This window comes from Alteromonas sp. 4NH20-0056 (assembly GCF_057539655.1).
Window position 1 is genome coordinate 282,517 of the sequence record NZ_BAAJLS010000002.1, and the last position, 17,722, is coordinate 300,238.

Sequence of the window (17,722 nt, forward strand, 5' to 3'; positions counted from 1 at the left end):
CCGTTTCTTGCAGTTATATTCTCGCTACGAGCACTCTTAGCTTAACAAGGGCCGAGAATGTGACAAAAAAGGCGAACCACCTGGTTCGCCTTTCTCATATCTAGCTATTCACAATCTTAATTGCATTTAGTCAACCAACCTATTCCTCAGAATAACTCTCAATGCTCGGGCATGAACAAATCAAGTTACGGTCGCCGTATACGTCATCAATACGGTTAACCGTTGGCCAGAACTTATTTCTGTGAACTTCTGGTGCTGGGTACGCCGCTAGCATGCGGTCGTAACTGCGGTTCCAGTCGCTATCACAGATGTCTGCAAGTGTGTGTGGCGCGTTGTGTAGAGGATTGTCTGTTGCATCCCACTCACCGCTTTCTACTTTCGCCACTTCTTCACGAATGCTTATCATGGCATTGATGAAACGGTCTAGCTCGTACTTCGCTTCTGACTCAGTTGGTTCAATCATAAGCGTACCCGCTACCGGGAAGCTCATTGTTGGCGCGTGGAAACCGTAATCGTTCAAACGTTTCGCAATGTCTACTTCCGTTACACCACTTGCTTCTTTTAGTGGGCGCAAGTCAATAATACATTCGTGCGCTACGCGGTCGTTGTTGCCTTTATAAAGCACTGGATAGTGCCCTTCTAGCTTCTTCGCCACATAGTTAGCGTTAAGAATGGCCACTTCAGTAGCACGGCGTAGGCCTTCGCTACCCATCATTTTAATGTACATATAGCTGATAGGCAGAATAGACGCACTTCCCCATGGCGCTGCTGACACAGCACCGCAATCTTTCCCTGCTGTTTCTACGTTCACTACCGAGTGATTAGGTAGGAATGGCGCAAGATGAGATTTAACCCCTATCGGCCCCATACCTGGGCCACCACCACCGTGAGGAATACAGAAAGTTTTATGTAGGTTAAGGTGCGATACGTCAGAGCCAATAAAGCCCGGCGAGGTAATGCCCACTTGCGCGTTCATGTTCGCGCCGTCCATGTATACTTGGCCACCGTACTTATGAACAATGTCACACATTTCACGTACCGTTTCTTCGTATACACCGTGCGTAGACGGGTATGTGATCATTGCGCAAGACAGGTTTTCACCTACTTCTTCTGCTTTCTTGCGAAGGTCGTTTAGGTCAACGTTACCGTTCGAATCACACGCAACTACAACCACTTTAAGGCTAACCATTTGCGCTGAAGCAGGGTTAGTACCGTGTGCAGAACTAGGTATTAAACATACGTTTCTGTGGCCTTCGCCACGGCTTTCATGATAACGCTGAATGGCCAATAGGCCTGCGTATTCACCTTGTGCACCCGAGTTAGGCTGCATAGAAAGAGCGTCATAACCTGTAACATTAATTAGCCACTCAGCCAGCTCGGCAATCATTTCTTGATAGCCTAATGCTTGGTCTAGCGGTGCAAACGGGTGTACTTGGCCAAACTCAGCCCAAGTAACGGGGATCATCTCAGCCGTTGCATTTAGTTTCATGGTGCACGAGCCCAATGAAATCATTGAGTGATTCAATGCTAAATCTTTGTTTTCAAGGCTTTTGATGTAACGAAGCATCTCTGTTTCAGAGTGATACTTGTTAAATACTTCGTGCGTAAGAATGTCGCTGATACGTACAAGCGCTTCAGGAATAGACTTCACGCCTTGCGTTGTTACTTCTGCATCAACATCTTCTACAGTTAAACCATGGCCTTCACCAAGGAAAACGTCGAACAGCGCGGTAATGTCTTCGCGGGTCGTCGTTTCATCAAGCGATACGCCTACCGCACCGTCAAGATCTGCACGAAGATTCATCCCTTTTGCATACGCTTTTGCTAGCACGTCTTCTTTGTTGCTTACCATAACAGTTAGCGTGTCGAAGTAGGTACTATGCTTAAGGGCAACGCCTTTATCCGCACCTTTTTGATTAAGGCCCGTTGCTAAAATGTCAGCAAAACGGTGAATGCGCTCAGCAATGGTCTTAAGGCCTTGCGGACCGTGGTATACGGCGTAAAAGCTTGCCATATTGGCAAGTAGTACCTGAGCAGTACAAATGTTCGAGTTCGCTTTTTCACGGCGAATATGCTGTTCACGAGTTTGCAGCGCCATACGTAGCGCTTGGCGACCACGGGTGTCTTTACTTACACCAATAATACGCCCAGGCAAAGAACGCTTGTAGCTATCGCGTGTTGCAAAGAATGCAGCATGTGGGCCGCCGTAGCCCATTGGCACACCAAAGCGTTGCGCACTACCTAGTGCTACATCAGCCCCTAGTTCACCTGGCGACTTAAGCATTACCAAGCTCATCAGGTCAGCGGCTACCGCTACAATACCTTTGTTCGCTTGTACCGCTGCAATCACGTCTGAAATGTCTTTAACTTCGCCTGTCGAGCTAGGGTATTGTAGTAATGCGCCAAACACATCATGATTCGATGCATCTTCACTAGGGCCTGTCACAATGCCGAAACCAAACATATCGGCACGAGTTTGCACTACGTCTAATGTTTGCGGGTGAACATCGTCCGACACGAAAAAGAGGTTTGATTTCTTATTCTTTGATACGCGTTTGGCTAGGCCCATGGCCTCAGCCGCCGCCGTACTTTCATCAAGTAACGATGCAGAAGCAAGCTCTAGCCCAGTAAGGTCAATGGTTACTTGCTGGAAGTTAAGAATTGCTTCTAAACGACCTTGGGCAATCTCTGGCTGATAAGGCGTATAAGCAGTATACCAACCTGGATTTTCCAGTACGTTACGAAGGATCACGTTAGGTACATGGGTGTCGTAATAACCCATCCCGATGAAAGAACGGTTAATTTTGTTTTTCGCAGCAACCGCTTTTAGTTCGCTTAATGCTTCAACTTCTGTCGCACCTTCACCGCATTTCAATGGTTCTGGTAACGCAATACCTGCAGGCACGGTTTGCTCAATTAAATCATCAAGCGAGGTAGCACCAATAGCAGACAGCATTTCATCTATTTCGCCTTTACCCGGGCCAATGTGACGACGGATAAACGTATCTTTTTGCTCAAGCTGAGCCAATGTAGGGGAAGTATTCGACATAACGTTATTAAGCACTCGTATTGATTGCCGCAAGGGCGCGTTAAATCTTAAAGTTAAAAAGGGGCTGAATTGTATTCATGCCCCTTTTTTAAAATTGTATCGTTTAAAACTGCGTAACGAATTACTCTTCGTCGATGCTGTTTTCGTAACCTTCTGCGTCTAGTAAACCTTGTACCTCTGCGGCATCGTCGGCTTTAATTTTAAATAACCAACCGTCGCCATATGGGTCTGAGTTTACAAGCTCTGGTGAGTCTTCGAGGTCTTCGTTAACTTCAACCACTTCGCCAGTAATTGGGGCGTATACATCTGACGCCGCTTTTACCGACTCAGCAACACAAATGTCGTCACCAGTAGTAACTGCATCGCCAACATCAGGCAATTCAACAAAAACCATATCGCCTAGCAAGCCTTGAGCGTGCTCAGAAATACCGACAGTAAAAATACCGTTACCTTCTGGACGAACCCATTCGTGTGTAGCGGCGTAACGTAAATCAGTTGGGATGTTGCTCATAATCGTTCCTGTTATTCTCTGTTAACTTGGGGCCTATTGGCGCAGACCCTATAAAACACTTTTTCCATTGCGAACAAAGGAGGGCTTAACCACTTTTACTGTAACCCACTTTTTACGCATTTCCACTTCAACCGTGTCACCAACATCACGAGGTACACGAGCCATTGCTATTGAATGGCCTAGCGTAGGCGAAAACGTACCTGAGGTAATAACACCCTCGCCGTTTTCAGTTTTTACCTTAAGGCCATGACGAAGCACGCCTTTTTCGGTCATGACTAAACCTACTAGCTTATCGGTACCCGCTTCACGCTGGGCTTCTAACGCCTGACGACCAACAAAGTTACGCTCTGCTGGCTCCCATGTGATTGTCCACCCCATGTTAGCGGCAAGTGGCGATACGGTTTCGTCCATATCTTGGCCGTATAAATTCATTCCCGCTTCTAAACGAAGCGTGTCACGCGCACCCAAACCACATGGCTTAACGCCTGCATCTAGTAAACCCTGCCAAAAACTCTCAGCTTGCGCGGTAGGCACCATAATCTCGTAGCCCGCCTCACCAGTGTAACCGGTTGTGGCGATAAATAAGTCTTCGGCTTGCACGCCAAAGAACGGCTTCATATCGGCAACAGCTTCTTTTTGCGCTGCGCTGAAAAGCGTTGCTGCTTTTTCTTTCGCGTTAGGGCCTTGTACCGCAATCATTGCAAATTCAGGGCGCTCAGTAATGGTTACGTCAAAGCCCTCGGCTTTGCTTATTAACCAGTTCATGTCTTTTTCACGGGTGGCCGAGTTAACCACTAAGCGATAATTAGTTTCATCGAAGTGATAAACGATGAGGTCATCAACCACGCCGCCCTCTTCATTAAGCATGCCGCTATAAAGCGCTTTACCTTTAACGGTAAGCTTCGCTACATCGTTTGCTAATAGAAATTGAAGATAGGCTTTCGCTTGCGGGCCTTTTGCATCAACAATGGTCATATGCGACACATCGAACATGCCAGCGTCTTGTCGCACTGCATGATGCTCTTCAATTTGCGAGCCGTAATTAATTGGCATATCCCAGCCAAAAAAGTCGACCATTTTCGCACCAGCTTCTAGGTGCTTCGCGTGTAGGGCGGTAGTGTTAGTCATTCCACTTTTCTCAGTTATAAAGATAGAAAACAGAATGAAGTATAGTGGGGTAAATAACGTGCAACAAATTGGAATTTCTTATCAATACATTTACAATGCTAATGTATTCGTGCGATTACATCAGGAATTCAAATCAACATGAAGCAACTGTCTTTAGATAACTTACGCACATTTGTTAGCGTTATTGAGCTTGGTGGCTATGCCAAAGCCGGTGATTTTCTGGGCCGTTCTCAACCGGCTATTAGCTTGCAAATAAAGAAGCTTGAATCACAACTAAACAAAAAGCTGTTTACTAAAGTAGGCCAACGTCATGTGCCAAGCGCAGACGGAAACTGGCTTTACCCTAAAGCAAAAGAGTTACTTGAATTAAATGATAATATCTTCAGAAGCTTAACCCTCGCACCGCTTAGTGGAAGATTACGTTTAGGCATTCCAAACGAGTTTGCGTCTACCCTGCTGCCTGGGTTGATTGGCGAATTTTCTAAACGCTATCCTGATGTTTCACTAGAAGTGACATCGGCTTTGAGCCGAGATCTTCTCCACCCAAGCCAGCGCGATCATTTCGACCTTATTTTAGCGCTAGTGAATCCAGACGAAGAAACAGAAGGCGATGTAGTACTAGAAGATGACGTGGTATGGGTGGGTGATGTGTCACATCCACTCGTTGGCGACAATATTCCGCTAGTGCTTGCGCCCGACGGATGCATGTATAGAAGCCGCGTGATTGAAGAGCTAAAACAGCAAACGTTTGCGTGGAAAATTACCTATACCAATGCCGATTTAACCGGGTTAGTAGCCGCAATTCAGCAAGGTCTTGGGGTGACCGCGTTAGCGCGTTCAAGTGTGCCTAAGCATTTAATTTCATTGAATCACCCGCACCTTCCTGCATTAGGTAAAGTGAATATCTGCTTATTTAACCAAGACACACAGCACCCGGTAATTAGCAAAACGTTAGCAGACTTTTTTACTACAAGATTGAAAGCCAGCCGTTAGTACATGTTAAGGCAACGATGGTACGCACTGACGCTCGCACTAGGCACCAATGTTAAACTGGTGTAATACTTTTGTATAATTTTAAACCTTTCTCTTCTTTTAACAGTAAAGATAGACGAATAAATCAATCTAAGGGTAATGCTATGTTAATCACGGTAGTGTTAACGGTTACTGTTGGAGCGGTTTTAACGTTCTTTTTTAAGGAAGAAATTGCGCGCAGAGACCGCCTAAATAAGAAACCGCTTGTGGTAAAACAAACTCACCATAAAAATCGCGAGTTCAATCTACATTCTTCCGAATAAATACAAATGCAATATACGCTAAACGGTGTGGTGTAATATATTTACCGCACCGTTTTATGCGTATACCCTATGCGTTAAGTGGAATCAGTTTGCCTAAGGGTTGAGTCAAGCTCTCTGGGGGCTCGGTGAAATAACGCGGCCCTGCATTTGTCATATATAAACAGTCTTCTAAGCGCACACCAAATTTCCCTGGTATATAGAGCCCAGGTTCGTTTGAAAAGCACATGCCTTTTTTAAGCGCGGTTTGTTCACCACGCACAAAATTTACGCTTTCATGCCCTTCCATACCGATGCCGTGGCCAGTTCTGTGACTTAACCCGGGCAAGGCGTAATCTTTATCGTAGCCCTTTGTGACATAATATTTGCGAACCGCATCGTCAACATTCCCCGCAGGTGCGCCGATTGTTGCCGCGTTGAATGCCACATTCTGCCCTTCTCTAACAGTGTTCCACACGTCGACAACCTGTTGTGACGCTTTTCCAAATACCAAAGTTCTACTTATATCACTTTGGTATCCGTGCACACTGCAGCCACTATCCAGCAATACCACTGAGCCTTCACGTATCACTTGTTTCGCATTAGTACCGTGCGGATAAGCACTGGCATCATTAAACAGAGCTAAACACCATGTACTACTGCCACCCAATTGCTGTTGCGCGGTGTTCATTATGCTTTTCACTTCGGCCTGACTCATGCCCAGCGCTAATTGCGAAAACACATGGTCGTATGCGCGAAGCGTCACTTCATTCGCTTTATGCATTAGCGTTAGTTCGGCTGCGGTCTTATACATTCTGCAGCCACGCGTAATCGGCTCAGCGGCCACAATATTCAAGCTCGGTAGCGCATTAGCCACACCGGTTACCACAAAGTAACGAACGCTGCTTTCAAACCCAATATTTCCCCGAGTGATGCCCCGAGACTTTAAGATTTCAGCGACCACATCAAACGGGCTTTCATGCTCTTGCCATACGCGAACATCATCACCCACTTTAAGCGACTCAAGCACACTCGGTTTTTCAAAAAATGGCGTGACTACCGCAATATCACCGTTTTGCGGAATAATAAGTGCAGTAAGCCGTTCACTGCGCCACCACTGAATACCGGAAAAATAATCCATGGCCGCCCCCGGTTCAATCAATAGGGCATCAATATTGTTCGCTTTCATTAACTGCTGCGCGCGCTGAATACGTTGTTGTCGTTCTTCTCGAGTAATGGGCGCAACATTGCCGGTTATGTCGGTAAGGGTATTTTGAGGTGGAATTGCATCGGGCGCTTGTGCAAGCGCTGATAGCGGCGACAACGCTAAACCCGCCCCTGTAAACTTCAAAAAGTCTCGTTTATTCATGCTCTTTTCCTGTTGTGTGAAAGCGCAAACCGTGTCGTTATATTTTTGTGCGCGTTAAATGAATTGCTTGATAAGGGTTACACCCACATCACCATAATAGCCGCTATTCCTATCATAAGTGAGCCAACTATCTCGCGTTTCGTTACTTTGTCGTTTAGCAAATAGTGCGACACCAGTAGCGTAAGCAACACTTCTAACTGTGCGAGCGTTTTTACATAGGCCACCTGCTCTAACGCCACCGCAGTAAAGATACAAATAGAGCCTACACAACTTAATACGCTGATTAAAACAACTCTTTTCCAGTGAAGTAATAATTGCCTGAGTACTGTGGGCTTCTTAATGGCTAAATACATCACCAGCCCAAATGACTGAAGCCCTAGCACCCATATTAACGTCCAAGCGGCGGCGACAAGCGTACTAATGTTAAGCATGAGCGTGGCTTCACGCACAAGTAATGAGGTAGATGCAAAGCAAACACCACACGCCACCCCCAATAGTAGGGTACCAGCACTCACTCGTTTCATATCGGCATTCTTCCCAACGCTTAAGATGATGACCGCCATGCCGCCGACTATAATGCCCAACCACCCAAGGGGGCTTAGATAACTAGAAAAGAATAACGTGCCGAGTACGCCTGCAACCAACGCTTCACTTTTTGCAAGCCCAGCACCAATTGCAAAGTTTTTTTGTTTGAATAACGTGACCATTAATGAGGTGGCGGCTATTTGAAGTAGCGCTGCAGCCGTTATTACCGCGATAAAATTAAACGTAACGCTGCTTGATACTACGTGTAAATCTACGCGTTCAATATGGCTAACCAGCAGTAAATAAACACAAGCAATAGGTGGGGCAAGTAGAAAACGAGATAACGTGACACCCAACACATCAACGCTGCCGCTCAACTGGCTTTGCATGGCATTTCGCAGCGTTTGAAAACACACGGCACCAACGGTAAATAAAATCCAGATCACTTATCCCCCTTTTCGAACGCCAATAAAAAAGGCCTGTTTAAAACAGGCCTTAGAACGGTACACTTTTTTTTCGTATACGCAATGTACAATGTAGAAGGCATAACACTGCCGACTAACCGCTGTATTTCAAATGCTGATGCTATAACCCCATCGCATGGGTAATAAAGGCGTGTTTAACCGGTGCCAACTTATCGGTTACCGTTAACCCTATACCACGGACGATTTTCTTCAACGGGTCGTTCCCGTCAAATAAAAGTTTAAAACCATCCATTGCAGCTATCATTTTAACCGCTTCAGCTTTTCTTTCTCGCTCGTAGGCACGAAGATTTTTATGCGTGCCGATATCTTTTTGCTCGCTGATTAAGGCGTTAAGGTGATGTGCCAACGCTCGTGCGTCCTGCATCCCCAAATTAGCCCCCTGCCCTGCGAGCGGGTGAATGGTATGTGCGGCGTCTCCTACCAACACAATGCCGTCTTTTGCCCATTGTCGCGCATAGCGCATCGTAAGAGGAAAAGACACGCGCGTTGTCTCTAATGTCACTTTGCCTAACACCATATCGCTGGCAACCGCGAGCGCATTACAAAAATCATCATCGCTGAGTGAAAGCAGTGCGTTTGCGGCTTCAGGTGCTTGCGACCACACAATAGAACATACGTTAGGGTCGACCATGGGAAGTAATGCTAACGGCCCTGTCGGGGTAAACGCTTGTCGTGCGACATTATCGTGCGCACGCACCGTACGAATATTCGCAACAATAGCCGTATGTTCGTAATCTTTGAACGTAATCGGGAAGCCCGCGTGCTTTCTTACTATCGAATTTGCGCCGTCTGCGCCAACTAATAAGCGACACGACAACGCATCACCGTTGTCAAACATCACCATTGTTTGGTTAGGGCCACTAAGAATGCGGTCGACACCGTGTTCGTAAAACGACACGTTTGACTGGCCCTGCACTTGCGTTGATAGCCCGTTCACTAACGCTTGATTTTCAATAATAACGCCTAGCGAATCAGCTGCTACATCGTCACTGTTGAAATGAATATCACCAAAGCTATCTTTGTCCCATACGTGCATAGCATGATAAGCATTCGCTCTATCTTGTTGCACGCAATCCCACACGCCAAAGCCTTTCAAGGCGCTGATGTTAGCTTGGTTGATAGCACTGACTCTGGCAGTTGGCTTATCACCGGCAGGCATTGAAATCGCCCCCTTATTGACTATCGCAATGCTGCATTCAGTGTTCTGCAATGCACTTGCAAGTGTAAGGCCGACAATACCACCGCCTATTATGGCTACATCAACGTGTTGCATAACTATCCTTTTCTAAAAACAGCAGCGCTGCAATATCTCGATTCTTTGCGTTAACTCAGTGACCACTTGTCTGGTGTTTAGCAAACCCAGTCGCTTGTCGCACAAAAGCTTGTTTAGCCTGTGAAAAAGCGTTTAACGCCAACAACGACAGATTTCTCCCCACCACTAACGGAAAGTGCTGATTTGAGAACGTATGCACTAACCTGTCGGTAAGCCCTATGGTTGCAACGCGGTCATGTTTTCTCACGTTTTCATAACGCTGGGTACAACTAAATGCGCCAGGATCGCTCTCGCCCTTAAGTACCTCAACAAGCGATGCGATATCGCGCATTCCCAAGTTAAACCCTTGCCCTGCAATCGGGTGAAGCGCTTGAGCTGCATTGCCAACCACGACAACTCTATGCGAGGTAACCGTGTCACACGTACGCAACTGCAACGGATAACTGGCCATATCACTGATATGGGTTATTCGTCCTGCCCGATAGCCAAAGGTTTCTTGCAGCAATGGAATACACGCTTTAGCCGGTTGCTGAGCAATTCGTTGTGCTTCATCGTGCGCCAATGTCCATACCACCGAAAAGCCATTTCCTTTCGACGTCACGCCTTCTATTTCATTATCAAAGGGTAAGAACGCTAAAGGCCCTTGCGAGGTGAAACGTTCATAAGCGCGGTTTGTATGGCGTTGCTGCGTGTGTACGTTAAAGATGAGTGCTGTTTGATTATATGACTTTGTTTGCCTAGATATACCCACCCACTCTGTAATAGGAGAATGGCCACCATCGGCAACAACCAGCAGCTTGGCGTCAATGACATCGTCATTACTTAGCGACAGAGAAGCATGCTGTTTGTGTCGTGTAACCTTTCTCACTGTTACACCCGACAGGTGTGTATAGTGTTGCTGACTTTTCACCACCAACGTCGTAAGCGCGCCTAACGACACGACTTGCCCAAACGATGAGAGCCCATAGTCATTGCAATGTAAGTCGGTTAACCCTGCATGACCTTTGTCACTCACCTCTATGTGTTCAATGGTGCCTGGATGCTGTTTTGCCAGCTCTTTTAACGGCACACCTAACGCAGTAAGTTCATCTACGGTACGCTTGGCCAATGCAATCACTCGCTTGTCTTGCAATGGATTAATTGTCTCGTTTGCGTGTGGGTCGCTTGCGTCTATTAACGTTACGTTAAGCCCAGCTTGCTCAGACAACCCTTTGGCAAGCACGCACCCTACAATACCACCGCCAACTATGGCCACGTCTACCGTTTTCACCCGTTATGCACCCTTCATTAGCGCTTCAATGTCGTCGATTTCTTTTGGCACACCGGCCGTTAGTACATCAACACCTGTCGCAGTTATCACCACGTCATCTTCAATACGAACGCCAATACCTTTGTATTTATCGGGCGCAGCACTATCAGTACCAATATAAAGCCCTGGTTCAACGGTTATTACCATTCCAGGCTTTAGTGGGCGATCCTCACCCTTAATTTTATAATTCCCGACATCATGCACATCTAAGCCCAGAAAGTGCCCAAGACCATGCATGTAATAGTCGCGCCACGTTTCGTCTTCAAGATTTTTCGCTACCGAACCGCTTAAGATACCAAGCGCGACAAGGCCTTCTGTTAGAATTTCAACGCTGTGCTGCATTGCACTGGATAGCGTAACGTCTGGGCCTAACATATCAAGTACACTGGTTTGTGCCTTTAAGACCAATGCATAAATGTCTTTCTGCGCGTCAGAAAACGTACCATTGGCAGGAAAGGTGCGCGTAATATCTGCTGCATACCCTTGATACTCAGCCCCTGCATCTATCAATATCAAGTCGCCATCTTTAACTTGAGATGCATTTTCTGTGTAATGCAAGATACACGCGTTTTCACCACTTCCAACAATGGTGCTGTAAGCCGGTGATCGCGCGCCCGCCATAGCAAAACTATGATGCAGCTCTGCTTCTATTTGATACTCAAAACAACCCGGGCGTGCAAACGTCATCGCGCGGCGGTGCGCGTCAGCGGAAATATCTGCTGCTGCTTTCATCATCGCGACTTCACTGGCCGATTTAAATACCCGCATTTCGTGCAATATATTACGAATGTCGTACGTGGCGTGAGGAGCCAGAGACGCTTTTGGCGCGGCTCGTAATGCGCTAAGCGCATTGTTAATAAGGTCGTCAGCCTGTGCGTTTTCGCCAAAGGCGAAATACAGGTTGTCCTGTTCATGCAGGCTTTCTAATAATGCTTCTTCAAGTTCTTGTAATTCGAAAGCTTCATCTAAACTAAAGCGTGCCAACGCTGCTTCAGCCCCTAAGCGCCTGCCGTGCCAAATTTCGGCCGCTTTATCTAGTGGCTGCACAACCATTGCACTATAACGTGCGCCATAACGAGGGTTATTTGACAGAATAAGCCATGCGTCAGGCTCATTAAATCCGGTCAAATACCAAAAGTCGCTTTGCTGGCGAAAAACATACTCGGTGTCTCTGCTTCGCGTTACCATCGATGCAGCAGGCACAATGCATACACTATTAGGCAAGCATTGCGCGAGTAACCTGTCCTGTCTTGCAATAAATTCCTGCGCGCTAATCATGGTTCTGCCCTTTAATTAATGTACTGAAGGGGTGTCTGGTTGGTCTTCTAGCAGTGATTGCCCAAGCTCGCTAAAACATAAAATGGCAGATATTTTGACGTACTCCATTACCTCGAAAAGCGCTTTTTCAGACTCTTCATCAGTATCCATCGGTTCTTCCATTCTGGCGATGTCATTAAAATCTTCTAATGCCTCTTTAACATCATCAGAGCACTTACCCAACTCTTGCTGATGCAAGCCGAAGCCAAGCATAAAACCTTGTACCCAGCTAATTAACGCCGCACCGCGGTCGTTGATTGGCGCTTGGTCGTCAGGTAACAGTAGTTGTAAAGCAAACTCAGGTTCGAGTAATTGCTGACATGTCTGATTAAATAAACTGGTAAGCAAAAATGAGGTGGCGTCATTGAAGCCTTCACCTTGATGAATAGTATCGTTCAATATAGCCAACCATTTTTGGTCAGTAAGCGACATGCCACCACACAGCATGCCACACAAGATACCATGCACCTCGGCGCCGTCGACAATAATGTCTTGCTGAGAAAGTTTATTGGTTACGTGATCGTAATCGAGCTGTTTTTCCACGAATAGGTACTCTTGTTAATTAGTGTTGGGCATGCCATCAACAACGTTTTGATTATCAATATGCTATGTCCATGATGGGTCTAATTCTAGCAAAGACCTTGACTAAAACCCACAACTACCATTTTGATTACTTGCTGTGCGAACAGATGACAACCCGTCGTTTTCGGTGGTAACCCGTACATAATTGCTCTATGATCTTAAAGGTGAACAAGGAATGTATTCGGTCTGAAGCGCATCAAAAGAAAACCTTGTGCGTAACACACCTTCGCAACAGCATAAACATTGAGCTTCGTTCATATGCGTGTATAATTGCTGACCAATTGGTCAAGAATAACGACAGCGTTACTCTGTGACCATATTCAATAACGCAAATATTTACAGGCGTAACGGTGATCCTCTTCACGGAATTACTCGTTTGTTATACCCTGTTGCGTTTCACAACAACAATGTCTCCTGGGATGTTTGCCAATCTATTAATGTCCCTGGCCGATGCTTTAAACCAAGGAAGTTGAAACGGTCGCTATTGTGCAAGCTCGGCTCGTATCGAGAAGCCTACGGCAATTGTGATGCTTCCGCCCTGAACTTTTCGGTTCACGGGCGATCAATGGATAGCGGCATTCCGGGAGACGCCCTCTTTCGACGGAAGAAGAAATGGCAATAATAAATTTTGGCTCCATAAATATCGACCACGTTTATCAGGTAGAACATTTTGTACAACCTGGTGAAACCATTGCTTCAACACATTATCAGCAATTGCTTGGTGGTAAGGGTGCAAATCAATCTATCGCGCTCGCGCAAGCGGGTGCTGATGTACGCCATGTAGGAAGCATTCACGAAAATGATGCTTCGTTCAAGCAAGCGCTTATCAAAAAAGGCGTAGACTGTCGTGGTGTGCATTGTTCAGAAACCCCTTCAGGTCACGCGATTATTCAGGTTACGCCAAGTGGTGAAAACGCCATTGTGCTTTTTGGTGGTGCAAACCAAACCTTGACCGCAAAAACCGTTAATGCAGCACTGTCTGACACTAAGCCGTCAGATTGGGTTCTCACGCAAAATGAGACCAGCAGTATTGAAGACGCGCTTCGACAAGCAAAAGAAAAGCATTTAAAGGTTGCCTTCAACCCGGCGCCAATGAGTGAGTCAGTAAAAGCATTACCTCATGAGTGCATCGATTTACTAATTGTTAACGAGACCGAAGCGGCCGCCCTGACTGAAAAAGAGTCGCTTGACGATATTATCTCAGTATTTAAACAAGACTGGGCGCACTGTGAGGTTATCATTACACTAGGGAAAGCTGGCGTAATGATGCTAAAAGGCGATGAGACTATTACTGTCGATGCCTTTACCGTTGACGCGGTTGATACAACAGCAGCAGGCGATACGTTCATTGGTTATTTCTTATCTGCTTACAGCAACCACACTGATGCAAAACAAGCATTAAAACGAGGCTGTGCGGCATCTGCTATTGCCGTAACGCGAGAAGGTGCAGCACAAAGCATCCCATCAAAAAAAGAAGTTGATCGTTTTCTAGCAAAACGAAGCTAAGTAACAGACAAGATAGAGATAAATCAATGGCACATAAAATAATTTTAGATACAGATCCGGGCATCGATGATGCAATGGCGATATTTTTTGCATTTCAATCACCCGATATTGAGTTGCTTGGTTTGACAACAGTGTTCGGTAACGTTCCCGTTGACATGGCAGCGCAAAATGCATTGACATTATGTGAGATTGCCGGAAAAGATATACCTGTAACCAAAGGTGTTGGAATGCCATGGGTAGGCCCAGAGTCGACTTACGCGCACTTTGTACATGGCGATTACGGGTTCGGTCATATTAAGCCTGAAGCACCAAAAGGTCAGCTTGACCCTCGTAGTTCAGCACAGTTTATTGTTGATATGGTACGTAAATACCCAGGCGAAATTACGCTTGTGGCAATTGGACCACTTGGAAATCTAGCCTTAGCTCTTCGTCTTGAACCTGAACTACCTAAGTTAGTGAAAGGCGTTAGCATTATGGGTGGAGCTGCATTTGTTCCTGGAAACGTTACTCCAGTAGCTGAAGCAAATATTTGGAACGATGCCCACGCGGCAGAAATTGTGCTTGGCGCAGATTGGGAACTTACCATGTTCGGGTTGGACGTCACTAACGATGTGCCTTTCGCGCCGACATTTGTAGATGTACTTGCGGAGAAAAACCCTAAACTAGGTAGCTTCGTTCAGGAAAGTGCTCAGTTCTACATGGACTTTTATTCTCAAAACCGTGAAGACCGTGTTTGTTTTTTCCATGATGCATTTCCCATAGCACATCTACGCCAACCTGACTTGTTTGAATTAACCGAAGGTCACGTTCGCGTGGGCACTGGCGAGTTAGATAGAGGGCAAACGGTTGTTGCTCCAGCAGGAACAACCCCTAGCCCATTGTGGAACAACGCAAATACCATTAAAGTGGCAACTAAGGTAGATCACGCTAAACTAGAGCAATTCTTTATAGATACCTACGCGCTTTAGTTTAGTGAAGCTACCACGCTAAAGTATGCAGTATAATCTAGTGTTATGCTGCATACTTGATGTTCTTTGCTCAACATAAACGTGGTTTAAAAGTGATCTTATGATATCAGCACCTATCCCGGATGATGAAGACAAACGCTTAACAGAACTACTGAGTTACGATGTGCTCGACACAGAAGCTGAGCAACTCTTTGACGATATCACCAAACTCGCCTCGCAAATATGCGACTCCCCTATTGCATTAATTAGTTTAGTAGATCCTAACCGCCAGTGGTTTAAATCGAGAGTGGGATTAGAGGCCCAAGAGACGTCCCGAAATATTGCCTTCTGCTCTCACGCTATATTGCAACGAGAGGTGTTTGAGGTAAATGACGCAACAAAAGATCCTCGCTTTCACGATAATCCATTGGTAACGGGTGCACCCGATATTCGCTTTTATGCCGGCGCCCCTTTAGTAACGCCTTCTGGCCACGCAATAGGCACTCTATGCGCAATAAGTGACGAGGCTAAAACACTGACCGACGGTCAACGCTCTGCACTACAGACGTTGAGCCAATCCGTAGTAGCGCATTTAGAACTAAAACGCAAAAACAGAGAGTTAGAGCGAACTAGCCAATTTAAATCCGACTTCCTGTCTTATATCAGTCACGAAATTAGAACGCCGTTAAATGCGATTAATACATTTAGCCATATACTTGAAAGTGACGCTGCAGCCTTATCCTTGCCTGATACCTTTACGGAGCCCTTAGCGCTTATAAGTGAAAGCGGTGGCCGTTTACTTGAAATTGTTAATTCAGTGCTCGATTTAAAGCAAATTGAAGCAGGTAAAATGCGTGTCATGCCACGCCCAGTTAGCACGCAAGATTTCTTCACTCACCTTTTCTCATTAACCCGCATTCGCGCTGAAGACGGCAATGTTATGTTTCACTCTTCAGTTTCCAATTCAATGCCGGAAAGCCTAAGCTTTGACGATACAAAGTTTGGTCAAATAGTCCTAAACTTACTATCAAATGCTATAAAATATACGCATGCAGAGAAAAGCGTAAACGCCACCGCGAAATTTAAAAACGGAAAGCTTACCTTTACCGTTAAAGATGAAGGCATCGGGATAAGCGAAGAGGATCAAAAGAAATTATTTACGGCATTTGAGAGGATGGATAATGCGCATCAATTCGACGGGACTGGCTTAGGGCTGAATATTACAAAACGCCTTGTTGAATTACTCGATGGTACCTTGAAGCTCAAGAGCAAACTGAATGTAGGTACGCAAGTAAGTGTGAGTATTCCCACTGACGTAATAAGCGCACAAGATTATGCAGAAGCCCAAACCCCCTCGTTTATTAATCAACTGCGGGTTAATAAAGAGGCGCAAATTTTGGTTGTTGAAGATCATCATATTAACCAAGTGGTAATTAAAACTGTGTTTGAAAAACTTGGATTTGCGATATCTATCGTGGGCTCCGGAGAAGAGGGCGTGGAGTATGTTAGAACGAACCCAGTCGATTTAGTATTAATGGATTTAAACCTTCCTGGCATTAATGGGATGCAAGCCGCACAACAAATTAACGAAATATCGAAAGATCTTCCGGTTGTGGCGTTAACCGCAGACGTTATTACCGAGCGCTCAATGCTGCTTTCGCAAGGGCTAATCGATGTTCTTACAAAACCGGTCGACAGTGCAGAACTGGTGTTTGTATTAAATAAGTACTTAGCAGTGTAATGCCAGCTCAACACCATAGAAAAACACTAAGAACCCAACTAAGAGCAGCGCGGCGACAGTTATCAGCTTCACAACAAAAGCAGGCCGCTGAAGGCGTATCCTTCCAGCTGTCTCGGTATTTTTCAAACGACAGTCATTTGAAAATGGGAACGTATCTAGCCAACGATGGTGAAGTCGATTTATCATTGTTTGTTGGTAGTACTCAGCAGATATTTTCGTTTTCACTTCCTGTTTTACACCCGGTTTGTAAGGGGCATTTGCTGTTTCTAGAATACGCTTCACATACCCCTTTAATACAAAACAAGTATGGGATTTTAGAGCCCGAGTTAGCCTGTCAACACATTATGCCTACGCACGAACTAGACGTTATTCTTATGCCACTTGTGGGTTTTGATAACGATGGTAATCGACTAGGCATGGGAGGCGGTTATTACGATAGGACGTTGGCGTATACCCGCCATGCGGTTAAAAAGCCCCTGCTAATAGGCGTCGCTCATGATTTACAGCTTGTTGAATGCCTTCCTTATGCATCATGGGACATTCCTCTCAATGCCATCGTCACGCCAACGCGTCTTCATCACTTTTCTGTTTAATACCAGTACGGCAACGCCTGCCCTCATGCAGTAGAGAATTAAAATACGCCTCTATAAAGCACCCTTGTCGCAAGTACGTCACCTATTGTTAATATTACCCGCCGTGATGCGCTATT

The 17,722-nt window shown here is 45.9% G+C and carries 14 protein-coding genes and 1 other RNA gene; 6 read left to right on the forward strand and 9 right to left on the reverse strand.

Annotated elements, in window-relative coordinates:
• Window positions 1–139: 139 nt before the first annotated feature.
• The 3 genes from gcvP to gcvT form a co-directional block, all read right to left on the reverse strand.
• The gene (gene gcvP / locus AC27EZ_RS04795; protein WP_487134226.1) at window positions 140–3,049 is read right to left on the reverse strand and encodes an aminomethyl-transferring glycine dehydrogenase; all 2,910 of its coding nucleotides are present in this window, start codon (window positions 3,047–3,049) and stop codon (window positions 140–142) included.
• Between the two features lie 121 nt (window positions 3,050–3,170).
• Window positions 3,171–3,560, reverse strand: coding sequence for a glycine cleavage system protein GcvH (gene gcvH / locus AC27EZ_RS04800; protein WP_487134227.1), 390 nt, complete (start codon window positions 3,558–3,560; stop codon window positions 3,171–3,173).
• Between the two features lie 48 nt (window positions 3,561–3,608).
• Window positions 3,609–4,688 carry a glycine cleavage system aminomethyltransferase GcvT gene (gene gcvT / locus AC27EZ_RS04805; protein ID WP_487134228.1) on the reverse strand — a complete coding sequence of 360 codons (1,080 nt, stop codon included), beginning with the start codon at window positions 4,686–4,688 and terminating at the stop codon, window positions 3,609–3,611.
• Window positions 4,689–4,826: 138 nt separating this feature from the next.
• Between gcvT and AC27EZ_RS04810 the strand changes: the two genes are divergently transcribed.
• Window positions 4,827–5,681 (forward strand): LysR family transcriptional regulator, encoded by an 855-nt coding sequence (locus tag AC27EZ_RS04810; RefSeq protein WP_487134229.1) that lies wholly within the window; start codon window positions 4,827–4,829, stop codon window positions 5,679–5,681.
• Between the two features lie 369 nt (window positions 5,682–6,050).
• Here the strand turns inward: AC27EZ_RS04810 and AC27EZ_RS04815 are convergent, their stop codons facing one another.
• The 6 genes from AC27EZ_RS04815 to AC27EZ_RS04840 form a co-directional block, all read right to left on the reverse strand.
• A complete protein-coding gene (locus AC27EZ_RS04815) occupies window positions 6,051–7,328 on the reverse strand; it encodes a M24 family metallopeptidase (RefSeq protein ID WP_487134230.1) in 1,278 nt (425 codons plus the stop codon).
• A 77-nt stretch (window positions 7,329–7,405) separates the two neighbouring features.
• Window positions 7,406–8,299, reverse strand: coding sequence for an EamA family transporter (locus AC27EZ_RS04820; RefSeq protein ID WP_487134231.1), 894 nt, complete (start codon window positions 8,297–8,299; stop codon window positions 7,406–7,408).
• A 139-nt stretch (window positions 8,300–8,438) separates the two neighbouring features.
• The gene (locus AC27EZ_RS04825; RefSeq protein ID WP_487134232.1) at window positions 8,439–9,611 is read right to left on the reverse strand and encodes an FAD-dependent monooxygenase; all 1,173 of its coding nucleotides are present in this window, start codon (window positions 9,609–9,611) and stop codon (window positions 8,439–8,441) included.
• Window positions 9,612–9,666: 55 nt separating this feature from the next.
• Window positions 9,667–10,881, reverse strand: a complete 1,215-nt coding sequence (gene ubiH, locus AC27EZ_RS04830) for a 2-octaprenyl-6-methoxyphenyl hydroxylase (protein WP_487134233.1) — start codon at window positions 10,879–10,881, stop codon at window positions 9,667–9,669.
• A gap of 3 nt (window positions 10,882–10,884) precedes the next feature.
• The gene (pepP, locus tag AC27EZ_RS04835; RefSeq protein ID WP_487134234.1) at window positions 10,885–12,198 is read right to left on the reverse strand and encodes a Xaa-Pro aminopeptidase; all 1,314 of its coding nucleotides are present in this window, start codon (window positions 12,196–12,198) and stop codon (window positions 10,885–10,887) included.
• 15 nt (window positions 12,199–12,213) lie between these two features.
• On the reverse strand, window positions 12,214–12,780 hold the full coding sequence (locus AC27EZ_RS04840) for a UPF0149 family protein (RefSeq protein ID WP_487134235.1): 567 nt from the start codon (window positions 12,778–12,780) through the stop codon (window positions 12,214–12,216).
• Between the two features lie 447 nt (window positions 12,781–13,227).
• Between AC27EZ_RS04840 and ssrS the strand changes: the two genes are divergently transcribed.
• From ssrS to AC27EZ_RS04865, 5 genes are all read left to right on the forward strand, one after another.
• A non-coding RNA gene (ssrS, locus tag AC27EZ_RS04845) (6S RNA) lies at window positions 13,228–13,410 on the forward strand.
• 21 nt (window positions 13,411–13,431) lie between these two features.
• The gene (locus AC27EZ_RS04850; protein ID WP_487134236.1) at window positions 13,432–14,325 is read left to right on the forward strand and encodes a ribokinase; all 894 of its coding nucleotides are present in this window, start codon (window positions 13,432–13,434) and stop codon (window positions 14,323–14,325) included.
• A 26-nt stretch (window positions 14,326–14,351) separates the two neighbouring features.
• Window positions 14,352–15,293, forward strand: a complete 942-nt coding sequence (locus tag AC27EZ_RS04855) for a nucleoside hydrolase (RefSeq protein WP_487134237.1) — start codon at window positions 14,352–14,354, stop codon at window positions 15,291–15,293.
• A 100-nt stretch (window positions 15,294–15,393) separates the two neighbouring features.
• Complete coding sequence (locus AC27EZ_RS04860) at window positions 15,394–17,013, forward strand: GAF domain-containing hybrid sensor histidine kinase/response regulator (protein ID WP_487134238.1); 1,620 nt, start codon at window positions 15,394–15,396, stop codon at window positions 17,011–17,013.
• Window positions 17,013–17,606: a 5-formyltetrahydrofolate cyclo-ligase gene (locus AC27EZ_RS04865; protein ID WP_487134239.1), complete on the forward strand. Its 594-nt coding sequence runs from the start codon at window positions 17,013–17,015 to the stop codon at window positions 17,604–17,606. The genes AC27EZ_RS04860 and AC27EZ_RS04865 overlap by 1 nt, the downstream gene beginning before the upstream one ends.
• Window positions 17,607–17,722 lie beyond the last annotated feature (116 nt).